The sequence below is a fragment of the uncultured Alsobacter sp. genome (genome assembly GCF_945952055.1).
Lineage (GTDB): Bacteria > Pseudomonadota > Alphaproteobacteria > Rhizobiales > Beijerinckiaceae > Alsobacter.
The window spans coordinates 38,737-61,100 of sequence record NZ_CAMFHB010000018.1 but is presented as its reverse complement, the minus strand read 5'-3'; the positions used below and the strand labels follow the sequence as shown (position 1 = coordinate 61,100).

Below are 22,364 nucleotides of genomic sequence, written 5' to 3'. Positions count from 1 at the left end.
CATCCCCGGGCTCGGCCCGGGGACCCACGACTTGCCCTCGCGATGGTGGTCCAGTCGTGGATGGCCGGGCCAGGCCCGGCCGGGACGTGGAGAGAGCGAGGCTCGACGCCCGTGGATCCTACCGCGGCAGGATCCCCCTGAGCACCAGCTGGGTCACCGTCCGGCAGGTGTCCTCGAAGAAGACGGGATCCGAGAGGTCCCTCCCCTCGATGGCGCGGATCTGCGCGGCGAAGTCAGCATAGTGCTGGGTGACGGACCAGATCGTGTAGATGAGATGACGCGGCGACACGGCGACGATCTTTCCCGCATCGATCCACGACTGGATGGTGGTCGCCTTGCGGTCCACGAGGTCGGCGAGCTGGGTCTCCAGTACCGGACCGAGGATCGGCGCGCCCTGGATCACCTCCAGCGCGAACAGCCGCGAGGCGGCGGGCGCATCGCGGGAGGCCGAAAGCTTCTGGCGAATATAGGCCTCGATGGCCCGTTCCGGATCGCCGCCGGCATCGAGCGACTGCAGCGGCTCCAGCCACATGTCGAGCGTGCGCTGCAGGACGGCGAGATAGAGGTCTTCCTTGCGGCGGAAGTAATAGAGCAGGTTCGTCTTGGAGAGCCCGGCGGCCGACGCGATCTGGTCGATGCGCGTGCCGCGGAAGCCGAAGGTGGCGAAAATCTCCAGCGCACGGTCGAGAATGCGTTCGACATTCTCCTGTCCCGCGCGCGAGCGCGAGGTCTCGGCCCCGCGCATGTCCATCGTTCCGGCGGCCTCGTCCATGGGATCCGTCCGCATCCTCCCTGCCGCGGCGCATCGAACCTGTGCGCAGCGGGTCCTTCGAGGCGATACCGCCCCTTGACCGTTCGATCAAGACTGGCGACCGTGCTGGCTCGGGTCAATGGCCGGGGAGCGTAGGGCGTGACGGTGACGACTGTGGCTCAAGCACCGGGACAAGACGCGGGGTTGGCGTCGCGCCGGCCCGTGATCGCGGTCGAAGGACTGTCTCTCACCTTCGACACCGCCGATGGCCCGGTCTACGCGCTGTCCAACGTCGACCTCACCGTCGAGGAGGGCGAGTTCGTCTCGTTCATCGGCCCGTCCGGGTGCGGCAAGACCACGCTCCTGCGCGTGCTGGCCGATCTGGAAAGCGCCACCTCCGGCAGTGCCCGCGTCAATGGCGTCAGCCCGGAGGAGGCCCGGCTCGGCCGCCAGTACGGCTACGTCTTCCAGGCCCCGGCGCTCTATCCGTGGCGCACGGTGGAGAAGAACGTCACGCTGCCCCTGGAGATCATGGGCTACCCCGCGTCCGAACGGCGGGAGCGGGCCAAGCGCAACCTCGAACTCGTCAACCTGACCGGCTTCGAGGGCAAGTATCCATGGCAGCTCTCGGGCGGCATGCAGCAGCGTGCCTCCATCGCGCGCGCCTTGTCCTTCGACCCCAAGCTCCTCTTCATGGACGAGCCTTTCGGGGCGCTGGACGAGATCGTCCGCGACAAGCTCAACGACCAGCTCCTCGCCCTGTGGCGCAAGACCGGAAAGACCGTGCTCTTCGTCACGCATTCGATCCCGGAGGCCGTGTACCTGTCCACCCGCATCGTCGTGATGTCTCCCCGGCCGGGCCGGATCATCGACACCATCGATTGCAACCTGCCGGCGCACCGCACGCTCGACATGCGCGAGACGCCGGAATTCCTGGCCATCGCGCAGCGCGTGCGCGACGGCCTGCGCGCGGGCCATTCCTATGACGACTGAGGCGCTCGCCCTGCCCCGGTCCCGGGCGGGCGGCCGGATCGCCGCCGGCATCGCGCAGTCCAAGGCCGTCGCCGTGCTGGCGATCGTCGCGCTCATCGTGCTCGCCTGGTACGCGGCCGTGTATCCGATGAACGCCGACCTGCCGTCCATGCCCAAGGAAGTGCCCTTCGCGGAGCGCTTCGCCGCGGCCTACGCGCTCGATCGGCCCGTGCTGCCGGCGCCGCACCAGGTGATCGCCGAGTTGTGGAAGACCACGGTGGAGACCCGCGCCACCTCGCCGCGCAGCCTCCTGTTCCACGGCTGGGTCACGCTGTCCTCGACGCTGGTCGGCTTCGCGCTCGGCTCGCTGCTGGGCATCGTGCTGGCGATCGGCATCGTGTCGGTGAAGCCGCTGGAGAAGAGCCTCCTGCCCTGGATCATCGCCTCCCAGACGATCCCGATCCTGGCCGTCGCCCCCATCGTCATCGTGGTGCTCGGGTCGATCGGCCTGACCGGCCTCGTGCCGAAGGCGATCATCTCGATGTACCTGTGCTTCTTCCCGGTCACCATCGGCATGGTGAAGGGCTTCACCTCGCCCGACACCATGCAACTCGACCTCATGCGGACCTATTCGGCGTCCGGGCTCCAGACCTTCGCGAAGCTGCGCTGGCCGGCCTCGGTGCCGTTTCTCTTCGCCTCGCTGAAGGTCGCCGTCGCCATCAGCCTCGTCGGCGCCATCGTGGGCGAACTGCCGACGGGGGCGCAGGCAGGCCTCGGCGCTCGCCTGCTCTCCGGCTCCTATTACGGCCAGACCGTCCAGATCTGGTCGGCCCTCTTCGCCTCGTCCATCCTGGCCTCGGGCCTCGTCCTCGCCGTCGCCCTCATCGAGCGCGTCACCATGCGGCTGATGGGAGCGCGCCCATGAGCGCCGTGGCCGCTCCCCTGGCGCCCCCCGCCGCCTCGATTACGGCCCGCACGCTCGTCGCGACCGCCGCGACCGTGGCGGGCATGGCCGCGGTGGCGACGCTCGCGCACCGTCCCGGTGTCGCCGGCAACGCGCCCGTCTGGTTCTGGGCGCTGGTGGTGGCGCTCTGGATCGCGGCCTGGGGCGTCAACGATCGCCTGACGCGCCTGCCCCTGGCGTCCGGCCCCTCGGCGCGGGCACGCGACGTCGCGGTGCCCGTGCTGTTCGGCCTGACCTGCTTCTTCCTGTGGGAGGTGGTGTGCCTGGGCTTCGGCGTGCCGACCGTCCTGATGCCGCCCCCCTCGGCGATCCTGGCCAAGCTCGCCGTCTCGCAGGCGACGCTGGTCGCGGACTTCCGGCAGACCTTCGTGCGCAGCGTCGTTCCCGGCTGGCTGCTCGGCTCGGCGCTGGGCTTCGCCGTGGCGCTGCTCGCCGACCGGGTGCCGTTCCTGCGGCGCGGCCTGCTGCCGCTCGGCAACTTCGTCTCGGCCCTCCCCGTCATCGGCATCGCGCCGATCATGGTCATGTGGTTCGGGTTCGACTGGCACTCCAAGGTCGCCGTCGTCGTGGTGATGACCTTCTTCCCCATGCTCGTGAACACGGTCGCGGGGCTGGAGGCGGCCGGCCGCCTGGAGCGCGACCTGATGCGCTCCTACGCCGCCTCCTGGGGCACCACGCTCCTGAAACTGCGGCTGCCTGCGGCATTGCCGTTCGTGTTCAATGGCCTGAAGATCAATTCGACGCTCGCGCTCATCGGCGCCATCGTGGCCGAGTTCTTCGGCACGCCGATCGTGGGCATGGGCTTCCGCATCTCGACCGAAGTCGGGCGCATGCAGCTCGACATGGTGTGGGCCGAGATCGTGGTGGCCGCGGTCGCCGGCACGCTGTTCTATGGCCTCATCGCCATGGCGGAGCGGGCGGCCACGTTCTGGCATCCGTCGTACCGCCGGAGGCGGGCGGCATGAAGGCCGGGCAAACCGGCAAGGGAGAGGAGTGGACGATGAAGCGATCGATGATTGCGGCTGCGGCCCTGTTCGGCGCCATGGGCGTCGCGCAGGCCCAGGACAAGCTGACGCTGCAGCTGAAATGGGTCACGCAGGCCCAGTTCGCGGGCTACTACGTGGCCAAGGACAAGGGCTTCTACAAGGAAGCCGGCCTCGACGTGACGATCAAGCCGGGCGGCCCCGACATCGCCCCGCCGCAGGTCATCGCCGGCGGCGGCGCCGACGTGATCGTCGAGTGGATGCCGGCCGCGCTCGCCGCACGCGAGAAGGGCGTGCCGCTGGTCAACATCGCCCAGCCCTTCAAGCGCTCGGGCATGATGCTGACCTGCCGCAAGGACACCGGCATCAAGTCGCCGGACGACTTCAAGAACCGCACGCTCGGCGTCTGGTTCTTCGGCAACGAGTATCCGTTCATGGCCTGGATGGCCAAGCTCGGCCTCAAGACCGACGGTTCGGCCGGCGGCGTGAAGGTGGTGAAGCAGGGCTTCAACGTCGATCCGCTCCTGCAGAAGCAGGCCGACTGCGTCTCGACCATGACCTACAACGAGTACTGGCAGGTCATCGACGCCGGCATCAAGGCCGAGGACCTCGTGGTCTTCAAGTACGAGGACCAGGGCGTCTCCACCCTCGAGGACGGGCTCTACACCACCGAAGCCAAGCTCAACGACCCCAAGCAGGTCGATGCGCTCGCCCGCTTCGTGAAGGCCTCGATGAAGGGCTGGGACTGGGCGCGCGCCAACCAGCAGGCGGCCGCCAAGATCGTCCTCGACAACGACGCCACCGGCGCCCAGACCGAGAAGCACCAGGTCCGCATGATGGGCGAGATCAACAAGCTGACCGAGGGCTCGAACGGCAAGCTCGAGACCGCCGACTACGAGCGCACCGTGAAGACGCTGCTCTCGGCCGGCGGCGACGCCCCGGTCATCACCAAGGCCCCCACGGGCGCCACGAGCTCCAAGGTCACCGACGCCGCGCTGAAGTGACATGAACGGCGGGCGGGGCCCCTGCCCCGCCCGCTTGCTCCTGCTTGAATGCCTCCCCGGGAGGCCGCGCTCTCTGGGCCGTCATGGCCGGGCTTGGCCCGGCCACCCACGACTTCGGTGGGGACCAGCCACCCTGCCCAAGCAAAGTCGTGGATGCCCGGGCCAAGCCCGGGCAGGACGCGGAGAGGGATCGCGCTTCACGGCCAAGACCCTGCAGGCTTTGCCGAACCGCCCAGCAAGAACCCACTACGAAAACTCCAGGAGACTCCGATGGCCCTTCTCATCCGCGGTGGAACGGTGGTGAACCACGACACGTCGCGCCAGGCGGACGTACTCGTCGACAACGGCACGATCGTCGCGATCGGCGCCAACCTCGACGCGCCAGCCGGCGCGGACGTCATCGACGCCGGGGGCTGCTACGTGATGCCGGGCGGCATCGACCCGCACACCCACTGCGAACTGCCCTTCATGGGCACCGTCGCCGCAGACGACTTCGAGTGGGCGACGAAGGCCGCGATCTCCGGCGGGACGACGATGATCGTCGACTTCTGCATCCCCAATCCCGGCCAGTCGATGCTCGCCGCCTACCAGGACTGGCGCCGCAAGGCCGAGAAGGCCGCGACCGACTACAGCTTCCACATGGCGGTCACCTCCTGGACCAAGGAGGTCCACGACGAGATGGAAACCGTCGTGAAGACCTACGGCATCAACACGTTCAAGCACTTCATGGCGTACAAGGGCGCCCTGATGGTGAACGACGACGAGATGTACGCCTCGTTCTCCCGCTGCGCGGCGCTGGGCGCCATGCCGCTCGTCCATGCCGAGAACGGCGACGTCGTCGCCCGCATGCAGGAACACTACATGTCGACCGGCGTGACCGGTCCGGAGGGCCACGCCTATTCGCGTCCCCCCGAGGTCGAGGGCGAGGCGACGAACCGCGCCATCATGATCGCCGACATGGCCGGCGTGCCGCTCTACGTGGTGCACACGTCCTGCCGGCAGTCGCACGAGGCGATCGCCCGGGCGCGTGCCGAGGGCAAGCGCGTCTTCGGCGAGCCGCTGATCCAGCACCTCGTGCTGGATGCCAGCGAGTACCAGAACAAGGACTGGCTCTACGCGGCCCGTCGCGTCATGTCGCCGCCCTTCCGGCCGAAGGAGCACCAGCAGAGCCTGTGGGCGGGCCTGCAGTCGGGCTCGCTGCAGGTGGTGGCCACCGATCACTGCTCCTTCACCGACGAACAGAAGCGGCTCGGCAAGGCCGATTTCCGCATGATCCCCAACGGCACCGGCGGGCTCGAGGACCGCATGCCGGTGCTGTGGACGGCGGGCGTCAACACGGGCCGCCTCACCAAGGAGGAGTTCGTCGCGGTAACCTCCTCCAACATCGCGCGCATCCTCAACGTCTACCCGCGCAAGGGCGCCGTCGCCGTGGGCTCTGACGCCGACCTCGTCATCTGGGATCCCGGCAAGACGAAGGTGATCTCGGCGAAGAACCAGGTCTCGCGCATCGAATCCAACGTCTTCGAGGGCTATGTCTGCACCGGCGCGCCGGTCATGACGCTGTCGCGCGGGCGCGTCGCCTGGAAGGACGGCGACATGCGGGCCAAGCCCGGCGACGGCGACTACGTGGCGCGTCCCCCCTACCCGGCCGTGCACGTCGCCAACAGCACCTGGCGGGAAATCACCAAGCCGCGCGCCGTGCAGCGCCTCGAGGTGACGCCGTGACGAGCCTCGCCAACCTCAAGATCAACCCTCAGCGCCTGTGGGACGCGCTGATGGACACGGCGAAGATCGGCGGCACGGCCAAGGGCGGCATCCGCCGCCTGACGCTGTCGGACGAGGACAAGCGCGTCCGCGACTGGTTCAAGGCCGAGTGCGAAAAGCTCGGCTGCACCGTGACCGTCGACGAAGTCGGCAACATGTTCGCAAGGCGGCCGGGCAAGGACAATGCGCGCCTTCCGATCTGCATGGGCTCGCACCTCGACACCCAGCCGACCGGCGGCAAGTTCGACGGAGTGCTGGGCGTGCTCGGGGGGCTGGAGGTGCTGCGCACCCTGCACGAGACCGGCTACGAGACGACCTCCCCCATCGAGCTCGTGAACTGGACCAACGAGGAGGGCTCGCGCTTCGCCCCGGCGATGCTCGCCTCCGGCGTCTTCGCCGGCGTGTTCACCACCGACTACGCCTACACGCGCGAGGACCGCGACGGGAAGGCCTACAAGGACGAACTCGAGCGCATCGGCTACCGCGGCGAGGAGAAGGCCGGCGGTCACACGCTCGGCGCCATGTTCGAGCTCCACATCGAGCAGGGTCCGATTCTGGAGGACGAGAGCCGCATGATCGGCGTCGTCACCGGCGTCCAGGGCATGCGCTGGTACGAGGTGACGGTGACCGGGCAGGACGCGCACACCGGCGCGACCCCGATGCACCTGCGCAAGAACGCCCTGCTCGGCGCCGCGCGCATGATCGAGGCCGTCCACCAGATCGCCATCGACCACGCGCCGCTCGCCGTGGGTACGGTGGGCCTCATCGAGAACCGGCCGAACTCGCGCAACGTGGTGCCGGGCGAGGTCTTCTTCACCGTGGACTTCCGTCACCCCGACGAAGCCGTTCTGGACACGATGGAAAGCGCCTTCCGGGCCGCGCTGCCGAAGGTGATGGAGCCCCTGAAGCTCACCTTCGAGGAAAAGCGGATCTGGATGTCGCCCGCCGTGAAGTTCCACCCCGACCTCATCGACTGCGTGAGGAACGGCGCGGACAAGGCCGGCTTCGCCCACCGCGACATGGTCTCGGGCGCGGGCCACGACGCCGCCTACATTGCCCGCGTCGCCCCCACCACGATGATCTTCGTCCCCTGCCTGGGGGGCATCAGCCACAACGAGGCGGAGTCGACCACTTTCGACGAATGCGCGGCGGGCGCCCAGGTGCTGCTGGAAGCCGTGCTGGAGTACGACAAGCGGACGGCGGGCTGAGAGCAAGCAAGCGGACCGCGGGACGGGTTAACCCGACCCGATCGGCCCGGCGTTGGACGCCGTCACCCCACCAAAGAACGAAGGCCCCGCTCGCGCGGGGCCTTCCTGTTTCAGGCGTGTCTGGCGGGCTCAGCCCGTCAGGGCCAGCCTCACGCGCGCGGCCTTGGGAATGTCGACCTCGACTTCCAGGGTGCTCATCTGGTCGCCGCGCTCCATGCGGATGCGCAGGTTGTCGGGCTCCACCGAGACGTGCTTGGCGATGACCGCGAGGATTTCCTCGCGCAGCACGGCGACGAGATCCGTCTGGCCGATGCTCGCCCGCTCATGGGCCAGCAGGACCTGCAGCCTCTCGCGCGCCACCGGCGCCGAGGCCCGGCGGTTGAAGATCGAGAAGATGTTCATGCGGCCCTCCGGCCGAAAAGCTTGCCGAAGAAGCCGGCCCTTTCGCCCGGCACGGAGACCGGGAGTGCCTCGCCCTTCAGCCGGCGCGCCGCTTCGGCATAGGCGCGGCCCGCCGGACTGTCGGGTCCGCTCACCGTCACCGGCTGCCCGATGTTGGAGGCGCGCAGCACGTCCTGGCTCTCCGGCACGATCCCGAGAAGCGGGATCGAGAGGATCTCGAGGACGTCGTCGGTCTTGAGCATGTCGCCGCGCTCGGCCCGGATCCGGTCGTAGCGCGTGATGAGGAGGTGCTTCTCCATCCGCTCGCCCCGTTCGGCGCGCAGCGTCTTGGAGTCGAGCAGGCCGATGATGCGGTCGCTGTCCCGGACCGAGGAGACTTCCGGGTTGGTGACCACGACGGCCACATCGGCATGACGCATGGCCAGCGTCGCGCCGCGCTCGATACCGGCGGGGCTGTCGCAGATGATCCAGTCGAACTTCTGCCGGAGCTCGTCGATGACCCGGGCGACGCCGTCTTCCGTCAGCGCGTCCTTGTCGCGCGTCTGGGAGGCGGGCAGCAGCGCCAGGTTGTCCAGGCGCTTGTCACGGATGAGCGCCTGGGCGAGCTTCGCCTCGCCCTGGATCACGTTGACCACGTCGTAGACGACGCGCCGTTCAGCGCCCATCACGAGGTCGAGATTGCGCAGGCCGACGTCGAAATCGACGACGGCGACGTTCTGCCCCATCTGGGCGAGAGCCGCACCCAGGGCCGCAGTCGACGTGGTCTTGCCGACGCCTCCCTTGCCCGAGGTGACCACCAGAACCTTGGCCATGCTCATTCTCCTCCTCAGTCCCCGTAGAGCATTTTCCGACGAAGTGGATTCCGGTTCGTCGAAAGAAAATGCGACAACATTCACCTCAGAGCGGCCGACCTGATGAAATCAGGCCGGTCGCTCTAGTCCAGCGCCGACACGACGAGCGCGTCGTCGACGATTCGAGCCGAAACGGCCCTTCCATGGAGAGCCGGATCCATGTCGTCGGCGGCCTTGTAAAGGCCATCAATGGCAAGGAGTTCGGCTTCAAACTTGCGGCAGATGATGCGGGCGCCGGGCTGGTTGGCGACGCCGGCAATGGCCCGCCCGCGCAGCGCTCCGTAGACATGGATCGATCCGCCCGCGACGATCTCCGAGCCCGACGACACGGAGCCCATGACGATCACGTCGCCGCGCGGATGGAAGACGGTCTGGCCCGAGCGGACGGGCTCGTCGATGATCAGCGACACCGGCTCGGGCGCCGACTTCGGCTGCTTCGAACCCTCGTCAGCCGCGGGCTTGGCCTCCGGCAACGTCGCGTCGCGACCGCGGCCGATGGCCGGCGGCAACCCGAGACCGAGGCTGCCCTCCTCGATCCCTTCCACCGCCATGATGCGGATGCTGCGGCCGGCGAGGTCGGCGATGAAGGAGCCGAGGTCCGCCACCGGAATCTTGGCGGCGGACAGGTCGAGGATCACGGGGCGGCCCGTGAAGAAACCGGGCGAGCGCTCCAGCCACGCGTCGAGATCGGCGAGCCAGGCCTCGAGCGGCTGGGCGGGTGCCAGGGCGAGCGCCAGGAACGAGCGACCGCGGAAGCGGAGCATGGGACGGGAGGGCTGATCGGGCTTGGGGCTGGCGGACACGGTTAAGATTCTCCTACCGCATCGATTTCGGGCCGAGTTGGTTAATGAGGCGTAAAGAAATGGGCAACTTCTGCCGATCGCCCCATGGAATTTGTTAACGACCCGCCTACCCCAGGCTTCAATCCGTCACGACCACAACCTCTCTGGCCGTTTCCACCCTCATGAAGTGAGCGGGTCGCCGCCGTCGGCCTTTGCCGCCGTCGCGGGATTCGCCGGAAAGGTATCGGCGGAGGTGCTCGACCGCCCCCTCGCGACCGCCTGGACGGACACCGAAAGAAGACGGCGAGCCGCATCGCACAGAGCCGGGAATCCGCATTACACTGCACGTCCCGCACGTTCGAGCAGCGCTGTCATGATCACCCAGACCACCCTCGCCGCCCTCGATGCCGCAGATCCCCTCGCCCATTGCCGCGAGCGGTTCCATCTGCCCGATGGCGTGCTCTATTTCGACGGCAACTCGCTGGGCCCGCTGCCGCGCGGCGTCCCGGCCCGCATGAAGACCGTCGTCGAAGAGCAATGGGGCGAAGGACTGATCCGCAGCTGGAACACGGCAGGCTGGATGGACCTGCCGGCCCGCGTCGGCGGGCGCATCGCCAGCCTGGTCGGCGCCGAGCCGGGCAGCATCATCTCCGCCGACAGCACCTCGGTGAACCTGTTCAAGCTGGTCTGCGCGGCCCTGGCCCTCAACCCCGGACGTCCCGAGATCCTCTCCGACAGCGGCAACTTCCCGACCGATCTCTACGTCGCGTCCGGCGCCGCGCAGATCATCGGGCGCGATCACCGGCTCAAGGTGGTGGAGCCGCAGGACGTGGCAGAGGCCATCGGGCCGTCGACCGCCGTCGTGATGCTCACGCACGTCGACTATCGCACCGGTCAGATGCACGACATGGAAGCCATCACGGCGCGCGCCCATGCCGCCGGCGCGATCGTCATCTGGGACCTCGCCCACAGCACCGGGGCCATGCCGGTCGACCTTGCCGGCTGCAAGGTGGATCTCGCCGTCGGCTGTTCCTACAAGTACCTGAACGGCGGGCCCGGCGCCCCGGCCTGGCTCTACGTGGCGCCGCGCCATCAGGCGGCGGTGCACTCTCCCCTCACCGGCTGGCTCGGCCACGCGGCTCCCTTCGCCTTCGACCTGGGCTACCGGCCGGCCGACGGAATCGCCCGGTTCATCTGCGGCACGCCCAACATCCTGTCGCTCGCGGCACTCGACGCCTCGCTGGACGCTTTCGACGGCGTCGACATGCGGCTCGTCCGGGCCAAGAGCATCCGCCTGGGCGACCTGTTCATCGGGCTCGTCGAGCAGGAGCTCGGCGCGGCCGGATTCGGGCTCGGCTCTCCCCGGGACGGAACCGCGCGCGGCTCGCAGGTGTCGCTGACCCATCCCCAGGGTTACGCCATCATGCAGGCGCTGATCTCGCGCGGCGTCATCGGCGACTTCCGCGCGCCGGACGTCCTGCGCTTCGGCTTCTGCCCGCTCTACGCGCGGTTCTCCGACCTGTGGGGCCTCGTCGGCCACCTGCGCGAGATCATGGCCACCGAGGAATGGAACCAGGAGATGTTCCTGCGCCGCGCCAGGGTGACCTGAACCTGCCCGGCGTCCGCGGCCCCGGCGCACACGCACCATGCGGCCGAGCCTGGTCGGCCACGGGCTTCGGCAGCGAGTCGGGCGCCGTTTGCGGCCACGGCACCGTCGCGACGCTCCTGGCCAGCGGACGTGAGCCGATTTGCCCGCCGAAGTTGCTACCTCATAAGCCCGATCGACCCGTCCAACCGACACGTGTGCGCACTGCGCCCGTCCGACGGGCGATTATGGCAGCTTTGTGTCAGCAAACACGAATCCGAGCTGTGGCTGGGCCGGACCGGCCCGCGCCGGCGGACACTAATCGAATTGCCGAGCTTTGACCCGTCACCGGGCAAGTCTCATCAGCAGCGAATTCGCCGTGACACTCCAAAGTGTATTCCATGTCTTACACACAAGAGCGTGAGGACAAAGTCTCGGAAATCGTTCTCCGGTGGTCTTGAGAGACAGTCTATGCGCGTTTTCTACCATAACGCGTAGCCGCAGCTGCAGCACACAACATCGCTTGTTCTTGAACCTTTTTTCAGCCAAACTTGTGGCAATGGTTCAAATTTGAATGTTTCCGTTAACCATTTCTCAAGGTTCTCCTTCCCGGCCACCGGCCTGTCATGGAGAATGATTAACGGATCGTTAGCGACGGAACGATCGGAACTGAGGCGTACACATGATTTATATCGACAGTGCCCTGCAACGTGGGCTCGCGGCCGGCCAGTCAGTGCCGGGAGTGGGCCACGTGCTCTCGGCCCGCGACCTGACACCAGACGACGTGGACTCCCTGTGCACCATGGCCGCGGACTTCGCGACCGGCCGTGCCGACAACCAGCGGTCAGCCGGCAAGACCGTTGCCTTGCTGTTCTTCCAATCCAGCACGCGCACGCGCCTCGGCTTCGAGGTCGCGACCTATTCGCTCGGATGCCATGCGATCGGCATGGAGGACATGTCCGCGTCCCGATCGAACACCCGGACGGGCGAGTCGCTCGAGGACGCCGGCGCGGTCATCTCGCGCCTGTGCGACGCGATCGTCATCCGTCATCACGAGACGGGCGCCGCCGCCCGCATCGCGTCGAAGTCGCGCAAGCCCGTCATCAATGCGGGCGACGGCTGGAACGAGCATCCGACGCAGGCGCTGATCGACATCTTCGCCATGCGCCGCGGCCTGCGCGGCCTGCGCGGCAAGGTCCTCGGCTTCGGAGGGGATCCCAGGGGACGCACGGTCCGCTCGCTCGTGCAGCTCCTGCGCCACGAGGCGCCCGCCGAGGTGGTCTTCTGCCCGCCGCCGCACGTGGACGTGCCGCCGGACGTCATCGCCGCGCTGTCGGAGCACCAGATCCGGACGCGCCTGATCACGGACATCGAGACCGCGCTGACCGGCTGCGACGCCATCATGATGGCGCCCTACGACATGTCCGACATCGGCCAGGCGCCGGGCACCGACTACGTGTCACCGCGCCACACCCCGGACAGCCATCAGATTACGGCTGAGAAGATCCAGCGAACGAAATCGAAAGCATTGCTGTACCATCCTCTGCCGCGTCAGGATGAGATCACTCCGGACTGCGACGACCTGCCGAACGCCATGTATTTCGAACAGGTGCGCCTGTCGAAGTTCATGCGGATGGCCGTTCTCGACCGCGCTCTTGCAACTGAATGACGGAACGGCAGCATGTCGCGTGATCCCATGAAATCGAGCACTGCGGTGCCCGTTTTCATGTGGATGACGGGTGCACTGGTCGCCTTCGTGTTCGCGGCCATCTCCATCCGGACCCTGACGAGCAGCCTCAACGTCTTCGAGATCGGCATCGTCAGGACGGCTGGCGGCCTTCTGCTCATCCTGGGCTACGCGGCCTTGCGGCCCTCGGCCCGGCCCCGACTGCTGGGCTCCAGCGCGGCGATGCATGCGCCGCGCAACATCATCCACGCCATCGGCGGCATTCTCTGGACCCTGGCCATCGCCTATTTACCGTTGGCCACGGTTTTCTCGCTCGAGTTCACTTCGCCGGCCTGGGTCGCGCTGCTGTCCTTTCCGCTGCTCGGCGAGCGGATCAACAAGCGCGCCGCCATCGGCATCCTGGCCGGCCTGCTCGGCGTCCTCATCATTCTCCGGCCGTCGCCCGGCTCCTTCAACACGGCCGCCCTGTTTCCGCTGGCGGCCGCGTTCTGCTTCGGGCTCAACGTGCTCCTGACCCGGCGCCTCGCCTTGAGCGAGCCGCTGCTGGCCATCCTGTTCTGGATGATGACCCTGCAGCTCGCCTTCTTCGCCGCCGGCGCGCTCGCCTATGGCGGCCTGAGGGTCTTCGCCCTGCCCTTCAGCTGGACGACCACGGCGGCCATGATTGGCCTCGCGGTGGCCGGCATGTGCTCGCAGCTCTGTCTGTCGCGGGCGCTCCAGATCGGCGAGGCCGGCATGGTGGTGCCCCTCGATTTCCTGCGCGTCCCGCTCATTGCGATCGTGGGCTGGCTTTTGTACGACGAGCAGCTGAACGTCTGGCTGTTCCTCGGCGCGGCCATGATCCTCAGCGGCATCGCATACGGTTTGATCCCGTCACGGCCGGTCGCAGTCGTCCGCCGGCACCAGTCGGCCCCGGCCGAATAAACCCCGCAAATACAACGCTTGCGTGTATCAGATCGGGGCGGCGCGCGGCGCTTCCCGGGGAGCACCCCCGACATTCTGAAATCAGTGCAACCGACCGTTCACCTTGGCCCGAAGAATTCGTCCCTGCGGCCTGACAAATCTCCCGAAAACACGTGTTCCTTAGGAACCGCACGCGAAGATCGGAGCGGAATGGCAGAAACGTCGGGTCGTCATGGCTGACACAACTTCTACGAGCATTTCCGGAATGAACGCGCTGCGCCCTAGCGCAACCGTCGACGGGAAGTTGTACGTCGAACTCGTCCGGCAACTGTATTCGACTCCGAAGTCGATCCAGACGGCGTCCGTCGTCGCGGTCAGCATCACGCTCGTCGCGGCCGCGCTGAGCGGCGACCGCAATTACTACAGCTATGCGGCCGCCTTCATCGTCATCGGGCTGATGCGCACCATCGCGTCCATCCTGTTCCGGCGCGCCGACGCCGACGCGATGGACCTGCGCACGCTCCAGGCGTGGGAAAAGACCGCGCTCGCCGGCGCCTGGTCGTTCGCCGCGCTCACCGGCACCATCGGCGCCTACTCGATGCTGGCGCATCCGGGCGACGAAGTCGAAATCCTCACCAGCTGCTGCGCCATCGGCTACATCGCCGGCATCTCGTCGCGCAACGCCAGCCGTCCCACCATCACGATCGGCCAAATCAGCGCGATCTGCCTGCCGTTCCTGTTCGGCCTGATCTGGCGGGCGGACGTCCTGCACGGCACGCTGGCCGTGTTCATCCTGTCGCTCTATGCCAGCACCATCTACATGTCGCGCTCGATCCACGAGAACATCGTGCTTCGTCACCGCGCCCATGCCGAGCTGGAGCGCGCCGCGCACTACGACGCCCTGACCGGGCTGAAGAACCGCTCGGCCTTCATCAAGCTGGTCAACCAGTGGCTGATGCGCGAGGCCGACAGCGGCGCCATGGTGGCGCTCATGGCGGTCGACCTGGACCGGTTCAAGGACGTCAACGACCGCCTCGGTCACCCGGCCGGCGACGCGGTGCTGAAGGAGACGGCCCGCCGGCTGGCGGCGCTCCTGCAGGGTCCGCACGAACTCGCCCGCATCGGCGGCGACGAGTTCCTGGTGGCCCTCTACAACGCCACGCCCGAGACGGCGGAAGCCACCGCGCAGCGCATCATCGACGCGCTGGACGAGTGCTTCATGATCGGCCCGACCGAGATCTTCTGCGGCGGCAGCATCGGCTACGCCATCGGGCCCGACCAGGGCCGCAACTTCGACGAGCTGATGCGCAACGCCGACCTCGCCCTCTACTCGGCCAAGAGCAGCGGCCGCGGGCAGGCCGTGGCCTACAATCTCGTGCTGTCCGAGCTCTATCACGACCGGATGGAGCTCGAGTACGACATGCGCTCGGCCATCCAGAACGACGAGTTCGAGCTCGTCTACCAGCCGATTGTCGACCAGCGCACCGGCCGCACGATCTGCTGCGAGGCGCTGCTGCGCTGGAACCACCCCAGCCGTGGACGCATCCCGCCGGGCGAATTCATCCCGATCGCGGAGGCGACCGGCCTGATCGTGAACATCGGTGCCTGGGCCCTCAAGTCCGCCTGCGCCGAGGCCGCCACCTGGCCGAGCGACATCCGCGTTGCCGTCAACCTTTCGCCGCTGCAGTTCCGCAAGGGCCGCGAGATCGTCGAGACGGTGCGCGACGCCCTCGCCAGCACGGGCCTCGCGCCGCACCGGCTCGACCTCGAGGTCACCGAGTCGGTGCTCATCGAGGACACCGAGCAGACGCTCGGCATCATCGAGGAGTTTCGCGCGGCCGGCATCGGCGTCTCGCTCGACGACTTCGGCACGGGCTTCTCGTCGCTGGGCTATCTCAACGACTTCCCGTTCTCGAAGCTCAAGATCGACCGCAAGTTCTGCCAGCGCGTCGTGGGATCGCCGCGCACCCAGAGCATCATCCGCGGCATCTCGCAGCTGACGCGCGACCTGGGCATCGAACTCGTGGCCGAGGGCATCGAGGATCGCGACCAGCTCGCCGCCATGCGCACCCTGGGCATCAATGCCATCCAGGGCTTCCTGTTCTGCCGGCCGCTGCCGGTGGCCCAGCTGCGCACGGTGATCCGCAGCCCGATCTTCGCTCCGACCGACCAGCCGAAGAAGTCGCGCAACAAGTCGGCGGCCTGATCGGGACCGCTCAGGCCGGCGGGCGCCCCACATAGCGCGCCCGCGGCCGGATCAGGGCGCTGCTGGCCCCCTGCTCGATCACGTGACCGACCCAGCCCACGGTCCTGGCCACCGCGAACAGCGCCATCGGCGCCTCGTGGGGGAGGTCCGCCGCCCGGCAGGCGACGGCGAGGCCGAAATCCACGTTCGGTGACCGGCCCAGCAGCGTCACGCCGGTGCGTGCGACCGCCGCGGCGAGCGCGGCGCCTTCGGCCGAGGGCATGTCCCGGCGCACCGCCTCCAGCAGCAGCCGGCAGCGCGGGTCCCCATCCGGATAGAGCGGATGGCCGAAGCCCGGCACCGACTGCCCTGCCCTGAGGCGCCGGACGAAGGCCGCCTCGGTGCGGCCGGGGTCGCCGATCTCCTCCAGGAAAGCCGAAACCTGCTCGCCCATGCCGCCGTGGCGGGGCCCGTCCAGGCAGGCCAGTCCAGCCGAGACGGCGCGCCACGCCGTCGCGCCCGTCGACGTGGCGACCCGCACCGCATAGGTGGAGGCCGCCAGCTCGTGGTCGGCCAGGACCACGAGGGCCGTGCGGATGAGGTTCTCGGCGGCCGGACGGTCCCAGCCCCGCGCCAGCGCGGCATGGATGGGCTCGGCGCGCGGTCGAGGCCCCGCGAGCGTGACCGTCATCTGCGAGAGGATGCGCGCGCCGGTCCGGGCGACACCGTCCGGCGTGCGCACATAGGCGGCCGGATCGGCCTCGGCGGCGACGGCGAGGTCGACCAGCAGCCGCGACACGACGCCGGCCTGCACGGGCGCGGCCTGGACCGTCGGGAAGTCCCGCGCCTGCGCGAACACGTCCTCGTCGGTCTGCCACAGGAGGCTTGCGATGGTCTCGAGCCGGCTGCCCCCGGCCAGCGTCTCGACGTCGATTCCGCGATAGAACAGACGCCCGCCCTGGATGGCGGTCATCGCCGTCTCGATCACCTGCGCCGTTTCGCCGAAGGCCGGAGCGTGGGCACCCGCCCGCCCCCTGAGCGCCCGGACGTCGTCCGCCGCATACAGCTTCTGCCGCGACCCGACCTGGGGAACGGACCGGATCATTCCGCGGCTCACATAGGCGTAGAGGGTCGCGGGGCTCACGCCGAGCTCGGCGGCGGCCTCGCGGGCGGTCATCAGCGTTTCCATATTGACGATATCAATCAACATTGACCGCCAATGCAAGGGGACGCGAACTGAGGGCGTCGCGCCAACGTTCCAGGGAGCCGCGCCGTGTCCGACGCGCAAGTCCTCGCCTCCTTCGCCACCCAGGTCACCGCCTGCGAAAGCCTGGGCTCGCCCTTCACGGCCCGGGTCGTGGCCGCCTGCCAGGCCAACCTCAACCGCACGACCGACGTGGGGCGCAAGATCCTCGACTGGCCGGGCGATCCGACGCCCCGCGGGGACGCGGTGGCGCTGCGGCTGGCGGGCGCCCTGCATGCCTTGGTGATGAGCGGGCGGGCCCCCGCCCTCGCCGCCTGCTACCCGCCCGAAGCAGGGGCGGACCCGGATGCGCTGGAGGCCGCCGTGGCGGCGGCGCTCGTGGACCACGCCGGCTTCATCGCCGGCATCCTGGAGCGCGCGCCGCAGACGAACGAGGTCGGCCGCTCGGCGGCGCTCTACGCCGGCCTGCTGGTCGTGGCGGACCGCGCCACGCCCGCTGTCGAGCTGCTGGAGATCGGCAGCAGCGCGGGCCTCAACCTGATGCTCGACCGGTTCTCCTACGACCTCGGGGGCCGCCAGGCGGGCGCGGCGGCCTCCGCCGTCCGCCTGAGGCCGCGCTGGACCGGTTCGCCCCCGCAGGGGCCCGAGCCGCGCATCGTGGGGCGGCGGGGCTGCGACCTTGCACCCATCGACGTCCGCGATCCCGCCGAACGGCTTCGCCTGCGCTCCTATATCTGGGCCGACCAGGCCGAGCGCCTCGCCCGGCAGGATGCCGCGGTGGCCATCGCGTTGGCGGACCCGCCGGTGCTGGACCGGATGGATGCCGCCGAATGGGTGGAGCGGCAGGTCGAGACGGAGCCCACGCCCGGCGTGACCCGCGTCCTCATGCACTCTATTGCCTTCCAGTACCTGCCGGAGAACGGCAGGGCACGGGTGCGGGCGGCCATGCGGCGGGCCGGCGAACGGGCAACGCGTGCGGCCCCGCTGGCCTGGCTCTCCTTCGAGCAGGCAGACGAGGGACCCGCCCTGTCGCTGCAGGTCTGGCCCGGTGGCAAGACGGTGCGCCTCGCGCGCGCCGACCCGCACGTCTCCCGGATGAGCTGGGACTGAAGGGTGGGACCCGTCGCAGCCGCTCCCCACAAGGAGCGGGTCGCGACGGGTGGTCCACCCTTCCTGATTGAAGTCTCAGGCTGATACACTGCGGCGAAGCTCGCCGGAGATCGCGCTCCTGAGAATTGCATCGAAGATCGTCCTCGTCGGCGCGATCCCCATCGCCATCGGTGCCTTCATCGCCGCGACGGCCTGGATTCTCCTGCGGGAGGCCGAGCAGGCGCGCTCCGGCGCGCTGCTGGCCGGAAGCATCTATCGCGACCTGCTGCTGGCGACGGCCGAGCGGGATCGCTTCGTCATCGCGCCTCCCGTGGAGCGTACGCCCGCCGCGTCGCGCTTCTTCGCGCTGGCGGCGCGCGCCCGCAGCCAGATGGCGGCGCTGTCCGAGCAGGCGCGCACGCCCCTGCAGTCCGAGGGGATCGAGCGGGCCACGGTCGACCTCCGCAACCTGACGGACCAGATGGGCCGGCTGGTCGATGCCGCGGACCAGAACGAGCGCCGCGTTCGCGAGATGGCCGAACGGGCGGCCTCCCTGATCGCGCTGACCGATCAGGCCAGGACCCGCCAGCACGCCTCCAACGCCGACATCGTGGCCACGCTCACCGAGAAGGACCGGCGCCTGCGCCTCGTCGGCGAGATCGTGGACCGCGCCCAGGACCTCCGCGCGCTCGTCACGGGCAGCGCGGCGGGCAGCACCGATGCCCTTGCCCGGGCCCAGGTCCGCAATGCCGCCCTAGACCTCGCCGGCGCGCTGCGCCAGGCCGACCGCGCCGCTGATGCCGACGCCCTGATGGACCTGGTGGCGCGGGCCCCCGCGGGCTCGGACACCGGCGGCGAGGAGGGCGACGCGCAGCTCCTGTCCTGGATCGAGCGCCTCCTGAAGGTCGACGAGACCGACCGGCGGGCCCTGCACGAAGAGGTGGCCCAGTTGCTCACCTACTCCGTCCAGGCCAACGAGACCGAGCAGGCGACGCAGAACATCGCCATCGCCGCGCTCAAGCTCGGTCAGCGCACGGCCGAGGCGCTGGCCGTGCGGGACATCGCGGCCGCCACCGTCCTGGCCCGGGAGGGCGAGAGCCTGGCGGGCACCGTCGGCGGACTGCCGATCTCGCCCCTCATCCAGACCGAGATGATCGACGCCATCCGTGCCTGGAACGACCGGCTGCTCACCACCACGGCCGGCCTGCGCCAGCAGAACACGCTGCTCGAGGCCATGGACAAGGCCGTGATCGCCGCGACCGAGGGCGCCCGGTCGCTCAACGACACCTTCATCGGCGACGCCGAGCGCCTGGGCAGCCGGATCCGCACGACGCTGCTGCTCGGCGCCACGACCGGCCTGTTGCTGGGCGCCCTGGCCGCCCTGCTGGTGGCCCAGTCCATCACCGGCCCCCTGCGCAGGCTGCAGCGCGGCATGCTGCACCTCGCCGCGGAGCCGGGCGCCGGCGCCCTGGATGTCGGCAACCGCACCGACGAGCTGGGTGACATGGCCCGTGCCGCCAACACCTTCGTCACGGAGATCGGCGTGCGGGAGGCCGCCCTGCGGGAGGCCATGGCGGACCTCAGCCGCACCCAGGCCGACCTGATCCAGTCCGAGAAGATGGCTTCGCTCGGCCAGCTGGTCGCCGGCGTCGCCCACGAGATCAACACGCCCGTCGGCGTAGCCCTCACCACGGCCACCCAGATGGGCGAGGAGGCGCGGGAGTTCGTGCGGGAGGCGGAGGGCAACCAGCTGCGGCGCTCGCGGCTGATCGCCTTTGTCGGGCGCATGAGCGAGGGATCGCGCCTGCTGTCCAGCAATCTCACGCGCGCCGCCGACCTCGTGCAGAGCTTCAAGCAGGTGGCGGCCGACCAGGTCAGTGGCGAGCATCGCACCTTCGAGCTGAAGCACTGGCTCACAGAACTCGTCACCAGCCTCGGGCCCGTGCTGCGCAAGCGCGGGCTGTCCGTGCGCATCGAGTGCCCTGACGGCCTGGCGCTCGCCACGTTCCCGGGCGCGCTGGGCCAGGTGGTCACCAACCTCGTCGTCAACGCCGCCGTGCACGGCTACGACCAGGGCGCCGCCGGCAGGCTGGACGTCTCGGTGCACCAGGCCGGGCCGGGCCGCATCGCGCTGGTGGTCGCCGACGACGGCAAGGGCATGACCCCCGACGTCCAGGCGCGGATCTTCGACCCGTTCTTCACCACCGCCCGGCAGCACGGCAGCACTGGATTGGGTCTGCACATAGTCTACAACTTGGTGGTGCAGACCCTCAAAGGCCGGATCGCCGTCGACAGCGGGCCGGGCCGTGGGACCCGCTTCACAGTGACGCTGCCCGTGTCGGTACCGGCCTCCGAGGCCCCATCCGGCGCCTGACCGACGAACCCGGAGACGCCCGATGCGCCACCTCGCCGTCGCCCTCGCCCTGACGATCGTCCCGGCCATCGCCCCGGTCTCGGCGAAGACCCTCGTCTTCTGCTCGGAAGGCAATCCCGAGGCGCTCAACCCGCAGATCGTGACGACGACCACGGGGATGAACGCCGGCCGGCCGATGTTCAACAACCTCGTCGAGTTCGCCAAGGGATCGACGCGAATCGAGCCGGGCCTCGCCGAGAGCTGGAAGGTCTCGCCCGACGGCACGGAATACGTGTTCACGCTGCGCACCGGTGTCCGCTTCCACGGCAACGCGCTGTTCACGCCGACCCGCGACATGAATGCCGACGACGTCGTATTCTCGCTGATGCGGCAGTGGAAGGAGGATCATCCCTTCCACAAGACCTCCGGCGCCACCTTCGATTTCTTCCGCGACCTCGGCATGCCCGAACTCCTGAAGTCGATCGAGAAGGTCGACGACCGGACGGTGCGGATCACGCTCACGCAGCCCGAGGCGCCATTCCTGGCCAACCTGGCCATGCCCTTCAACGTCGTCCTCTCGGCCGAGTACGCGGACCGCCTGCTGGCGCTCGGCAAGCCGGAACTTCTCGACACGCAGCCGATCGGCACCGGCCCCTTCGTGTTCGAGTCCTTCCAGAAGGACGTCACGGTGCGCTACCGCGCCTTCGACGGCTATTGGGGCGGGCGCCAGCCCATCGACACGCTGGTGTTCTCCATCACCCCGAACCCGGCGGTGCGGCTCACCAAGCTGAAGGCCGGCGAGTGCCACGTCATGGCCTTCCCGAGCCCCGGCGACGTCGGGCGCATCCGCCAGGACCCGTCGTTGCGGCTGCTCGAGCAGGAGGGCCTCAACGTCGGCTACATGGCGATGAACACGGCGCGCAAGCCCTTCGACGACGTCCGGGTGCGCCGTGCCATGGCGATGGCCATCGACAAGCAGGCCATCATCGCCGCCGTATACCAGGGCGCCGGCGCGGCGGCCCGCAATCCGGTGCCGCCCACGCTGTGGTCCTACAACGACGACATCAAGGACTACCCCTTCGACCGCGCGGCGGCACAGAAGCTCCTCGTCGAGGCGGGCTATCCGTCGGGGTTCGAGACCGACCTCTGGTACATGCCCGTGAGCCGGCCCTACAACCCCAACGCCAAGCGCATCGCGGAGATGATCCAGGCCGACCTCTCCAGGGTGGGCATCCGGCTCACCCTCGTCACCCGCGAATGGGCGGAGTACCGCAACGCCCTTCAGGCCGGCGAGCACCGCATGGCGCTCTACGGCTGGACGGGCGACAACGGTGACCCGGACAATTTCCTCTACGTGCTTCTCGGCTGCACGGCGGCGCGTATCGGCGGCAACAACGTCGCCCGCTGGTGCGACAAGGACTACGACGAGCGCGTGGTGCGGGCCAAGCGCACGCCGGACGTCCCCGTGCGGGAGAAGCTCTACCGCGAGGCCCAGCAGATCTTCCACGACCAGGAGCCCTGGGTGCCGATCGCCCACTCGGTGGTGTTCATGGCCACGCGGGCCGAAGTGACCGGCTTCGTCATCGACCCGCTCGGCCGCCATCCCTTCGACGGCGTGGACCTCAAGGAACGGTAGGTAGCTAGCGCAGGCCGGCCCCGGATGACTTGCCCTTCCCC

General features: G+C 68.8%; 18 protein-coding genes. 13 read left to right on the top strand and 5 right to left on the bottom strand.

Annotated elements, in window-relative coordinates; translation table 11 throughout:
- Window positions 1–118: 118 nt before the first annotated feature.
- The gene (rutR, locus tag Q0Q47_RS14995) at window positions 119–772 is read right to left on the bottom strand and encodes an HTH-type transcriptional regulator RutR (RefSeq protein ID WP_293861275.1); all 654 of its coding nucleotides are present in this window, start codon (window positions 770–772) and stop codon (window positions 119–121) included.
- 183 nt (window positions 773–955) lie between these two features.
- Between rutR and Q0Q47_RS14990 the strand changes: the two genes are divergently transcribed.
- From Q0Q47_RS14990 to Q0Q47_RS14965, 6 genes are all read left to right on the top strand, one after another.
- Entirely contained in the window at window positions 956–1,744 is a 789-nt protein-coding gene (locus Q0Q47_RS14990) for an ABC transporter ATP-binding protein (protein ID WP_293861379.1), read from the top strand.
- On the top strand, window positions 1,734–2,648 hold the full coding sequence (locus tag Q0Q47_RS14985) for an ABC transporter permease (protein WP_293861272.1): 915 nt from the start codon (window positions 1,734–1,736) through the stop codon (window positions 2,646–2,648). The genes Q0Q47_RS14990 and Q0Q47_RS14985 overlap by 11 nt, the downstream gene beginning before the upstream one ends.
- 83 nt (window positions 2,649–2,731) lie before the next feature.
- Window positions 2,732–3,652: an ABC transporter permease gene (locus tag Q0Q47_RS14980; RefSeq protein ID WP_293861376.1), complete on the top strand. Its 921-nt coding sequence runs from the start codon at window positions 2,732–2,734 to the stop codon at window positions 3,650–3,652.
- Window positions 3,653–3,687: 35 nt separating this feature from the next.
- Entirely contained in the window at window positions 3,688–4,674 is a 987-nt protein-coding gene (locus tag Q0Q47_RS14975; protein ID WP_293861269.1) for an ABC transporter substrate-binding protein, read from the top strand.
- Between the two features lie 270 nt (window positions 4,675–4,944).
- A complete protein-coding gene (hydA, locus tag Q0Q47_RS14970) occupies window positions 4,945–6,399 on the top strand; it encodes a dihydropyrimidinase (RefSeq protein ID WP_293861266.1) in 1,455 nt (484 codons plus the stop codon).
- The gene (locus Q0Q47_RS14965; protein WP_293861264.1) at window positions 6,396–7,646 is read left to right on the top strand and encodes a Zn-dependent hydrolase; all 1,251 of its coding nucleotides are present in this window, start codon (window positions 6,396–6,398) and stop codon (window positions 7,644–7,646) included. Before hydA ends, Q0Q47_RS14965 begins: the two co-directional genes overlap by 4 nt.
- Window positions 7,647–7,775: 129 nt before the next feature.
- Here the strand turns inward: Q0Q47_RS14965 and minE are convergent, their stop codons facing one another.
- The 3 genes from minE to minC form a co-directional block, all read right to left on the bottom strand.
- The gene (gene minE / locus Q0Q47_RS14960; protein ID WP_293861261.1) at window positions 7,776–8,048 is read right to left on the bottom strand and encodes a cell division topological specificity factor MinE; all 273 of its coding nucleotides are present in this window, start codon (window positions 8,046–8,048) and stop codon (window positions 7,776–7,778) included.
- Window positions 8,045–8,860, bottom strand: coding sequence for a septum site-determining protein MinD (minD, locus tag Q0Q47_RS14955; protein ID WP_293861258.1), 816 nt, complete (start codon window positions 8,858–8,860; stop codon window positions 8,045–8,047). The genes minE and minD overlap by 4 nt, the downstream gene beginning before the upstream one ends.
- A gap of 122 nt (window positions 8,861–8,982) precedes the next feature.
- Window positions 8,983–9,702 carry a septum site-determining protein MinC gene (minC, locus tag Q0Q47_RS14950; protein WP_293861255.1) on the bottom strand — a complete coding sequence of 240 codons (720 nt, stop codon included), beginning with the start codon at window positions 9,700–9,702 and terminating at the stop codon, window positions 8,983–8,985.
- 352 nt (window positions 9,703–10,054) lie between these two features.
- Here minC and kynU point away from each other — a divergent pair, with 352 nt between their 5' ends.
- The 4 genes from kynU to Q0Q47_RS14930 all read left to right on the top strand — a co-directional run bounded on the left by kynU (window position 10,055) and on the right by Q0Q47_RS14930 (window position 16,062).
- Entirely contained in the window at window positions 10,055–11,290 is a 1,236-nt protein-coding gene (gene kynU / locus Q0Q47_RS14945) for a kynureninase (protein ID WP_293861252.1), read from the top strand.
- Window positions 11,291–11,948: 658 nt separating this feature from the next.
- Complete coding sequence (locus tag Q0Q47_RS14940; protein ID WP_293861249.1) at window positions 11,949–12,935, top strand: hypothetical protein; 987 nt, start codon at window positions 11,949–11,951, stop codon at window positions 12,933–12,935.
- A gap of 12 nt (window positions 12,936–12,947) precedes the next feature.
- The gene (locus Q0Q47_RS14935) at window positions 12,948–13,877 is read left to right on the top strand and encodes a DMT family transporter (RefSeq protein ID WP_293861246.1); all 930 of its coding nucleotides are present in this window, start codon (window positions 12,948–12,950) and stop codon (window positions 13,875–13,877) included.
- Between the two features lie 283 nt (window positions 13,878–14,160).
- Window positions 14,161–16,062: an EAL domain-containing protein gene (locus Q0Q47_RS14930; RefSeq protein WP_293861243.1), complete on the top strand. Its 1,902-nt coding sequence runs from the start codon at window positions 14,161–14,163 to the stop codon at window positions 16,060–16,062.
- A gap of 10 nt (window positions 16,063–16,072) precedes the next feature.
- On the opposite strand, the gene Q0Q47_RS14925 is transcribed toward Q0Q47_RS14930, so the two are convergent.
- Window positions 16,073–17,218 (bottom strand): citrate/2-methylcitrate synthase, encoded by a 1,146-nt coding sequence (locus Q0Q47_RS14925; RefSeq protein WP_293861240.1) that lies wholly within the window; start codon window positions 17,216–17,218, stop codon window positions 16,073–16,075.
- Between the two features lie 96 nt (window positions 17,219–17,314).
- Here Q0Q47_RS14925 and Q0Q47_RS14920 point away from each other — a divergent pair, with 96 nt between their 5' ends.
- From Q0Q47_RS14920 to Q0Q47_RS14910, 3 genes are all read left to right on the top strand, one after another.
- Complete coding sequence (locus Q0Q47_RS14920; protein WP_293861237.1) at window positions 17,315–18,355, top strand: DUF2332 family protein; 1,041 nt, start codon at window positions 17,315–17,317, stop codon at window positions 18,353–18,355.
- Between the two features lie 67 nt (window positions 18,356–18,422).
- Window positions 18,423–20,708, top strand: a complete 2,286-nt coding sequence (locus Q0Q47_RS14915; RefSeq protein WP_293861235.1) for a sensor histidine kinase — start codon at window positions 18,423–18,425, stop codon at window positions 20,706–20,708.
- Between the two features lie 22 nt (window positions 20,709–20,730).
- On the top strand, window positions 20,731–22,323 hold the full coding sequence (locus Q0Q47_RS14910) for an ABC transporter substrate-binding protein (protein ID WP_293861232.1): 1,593 nt from the start codon (window positions 20,731–20,733) through the stop codon (window positions 22,321–22,323).
- Window positions 22,324–22,364: the final 41 nt, after the last annotated feature.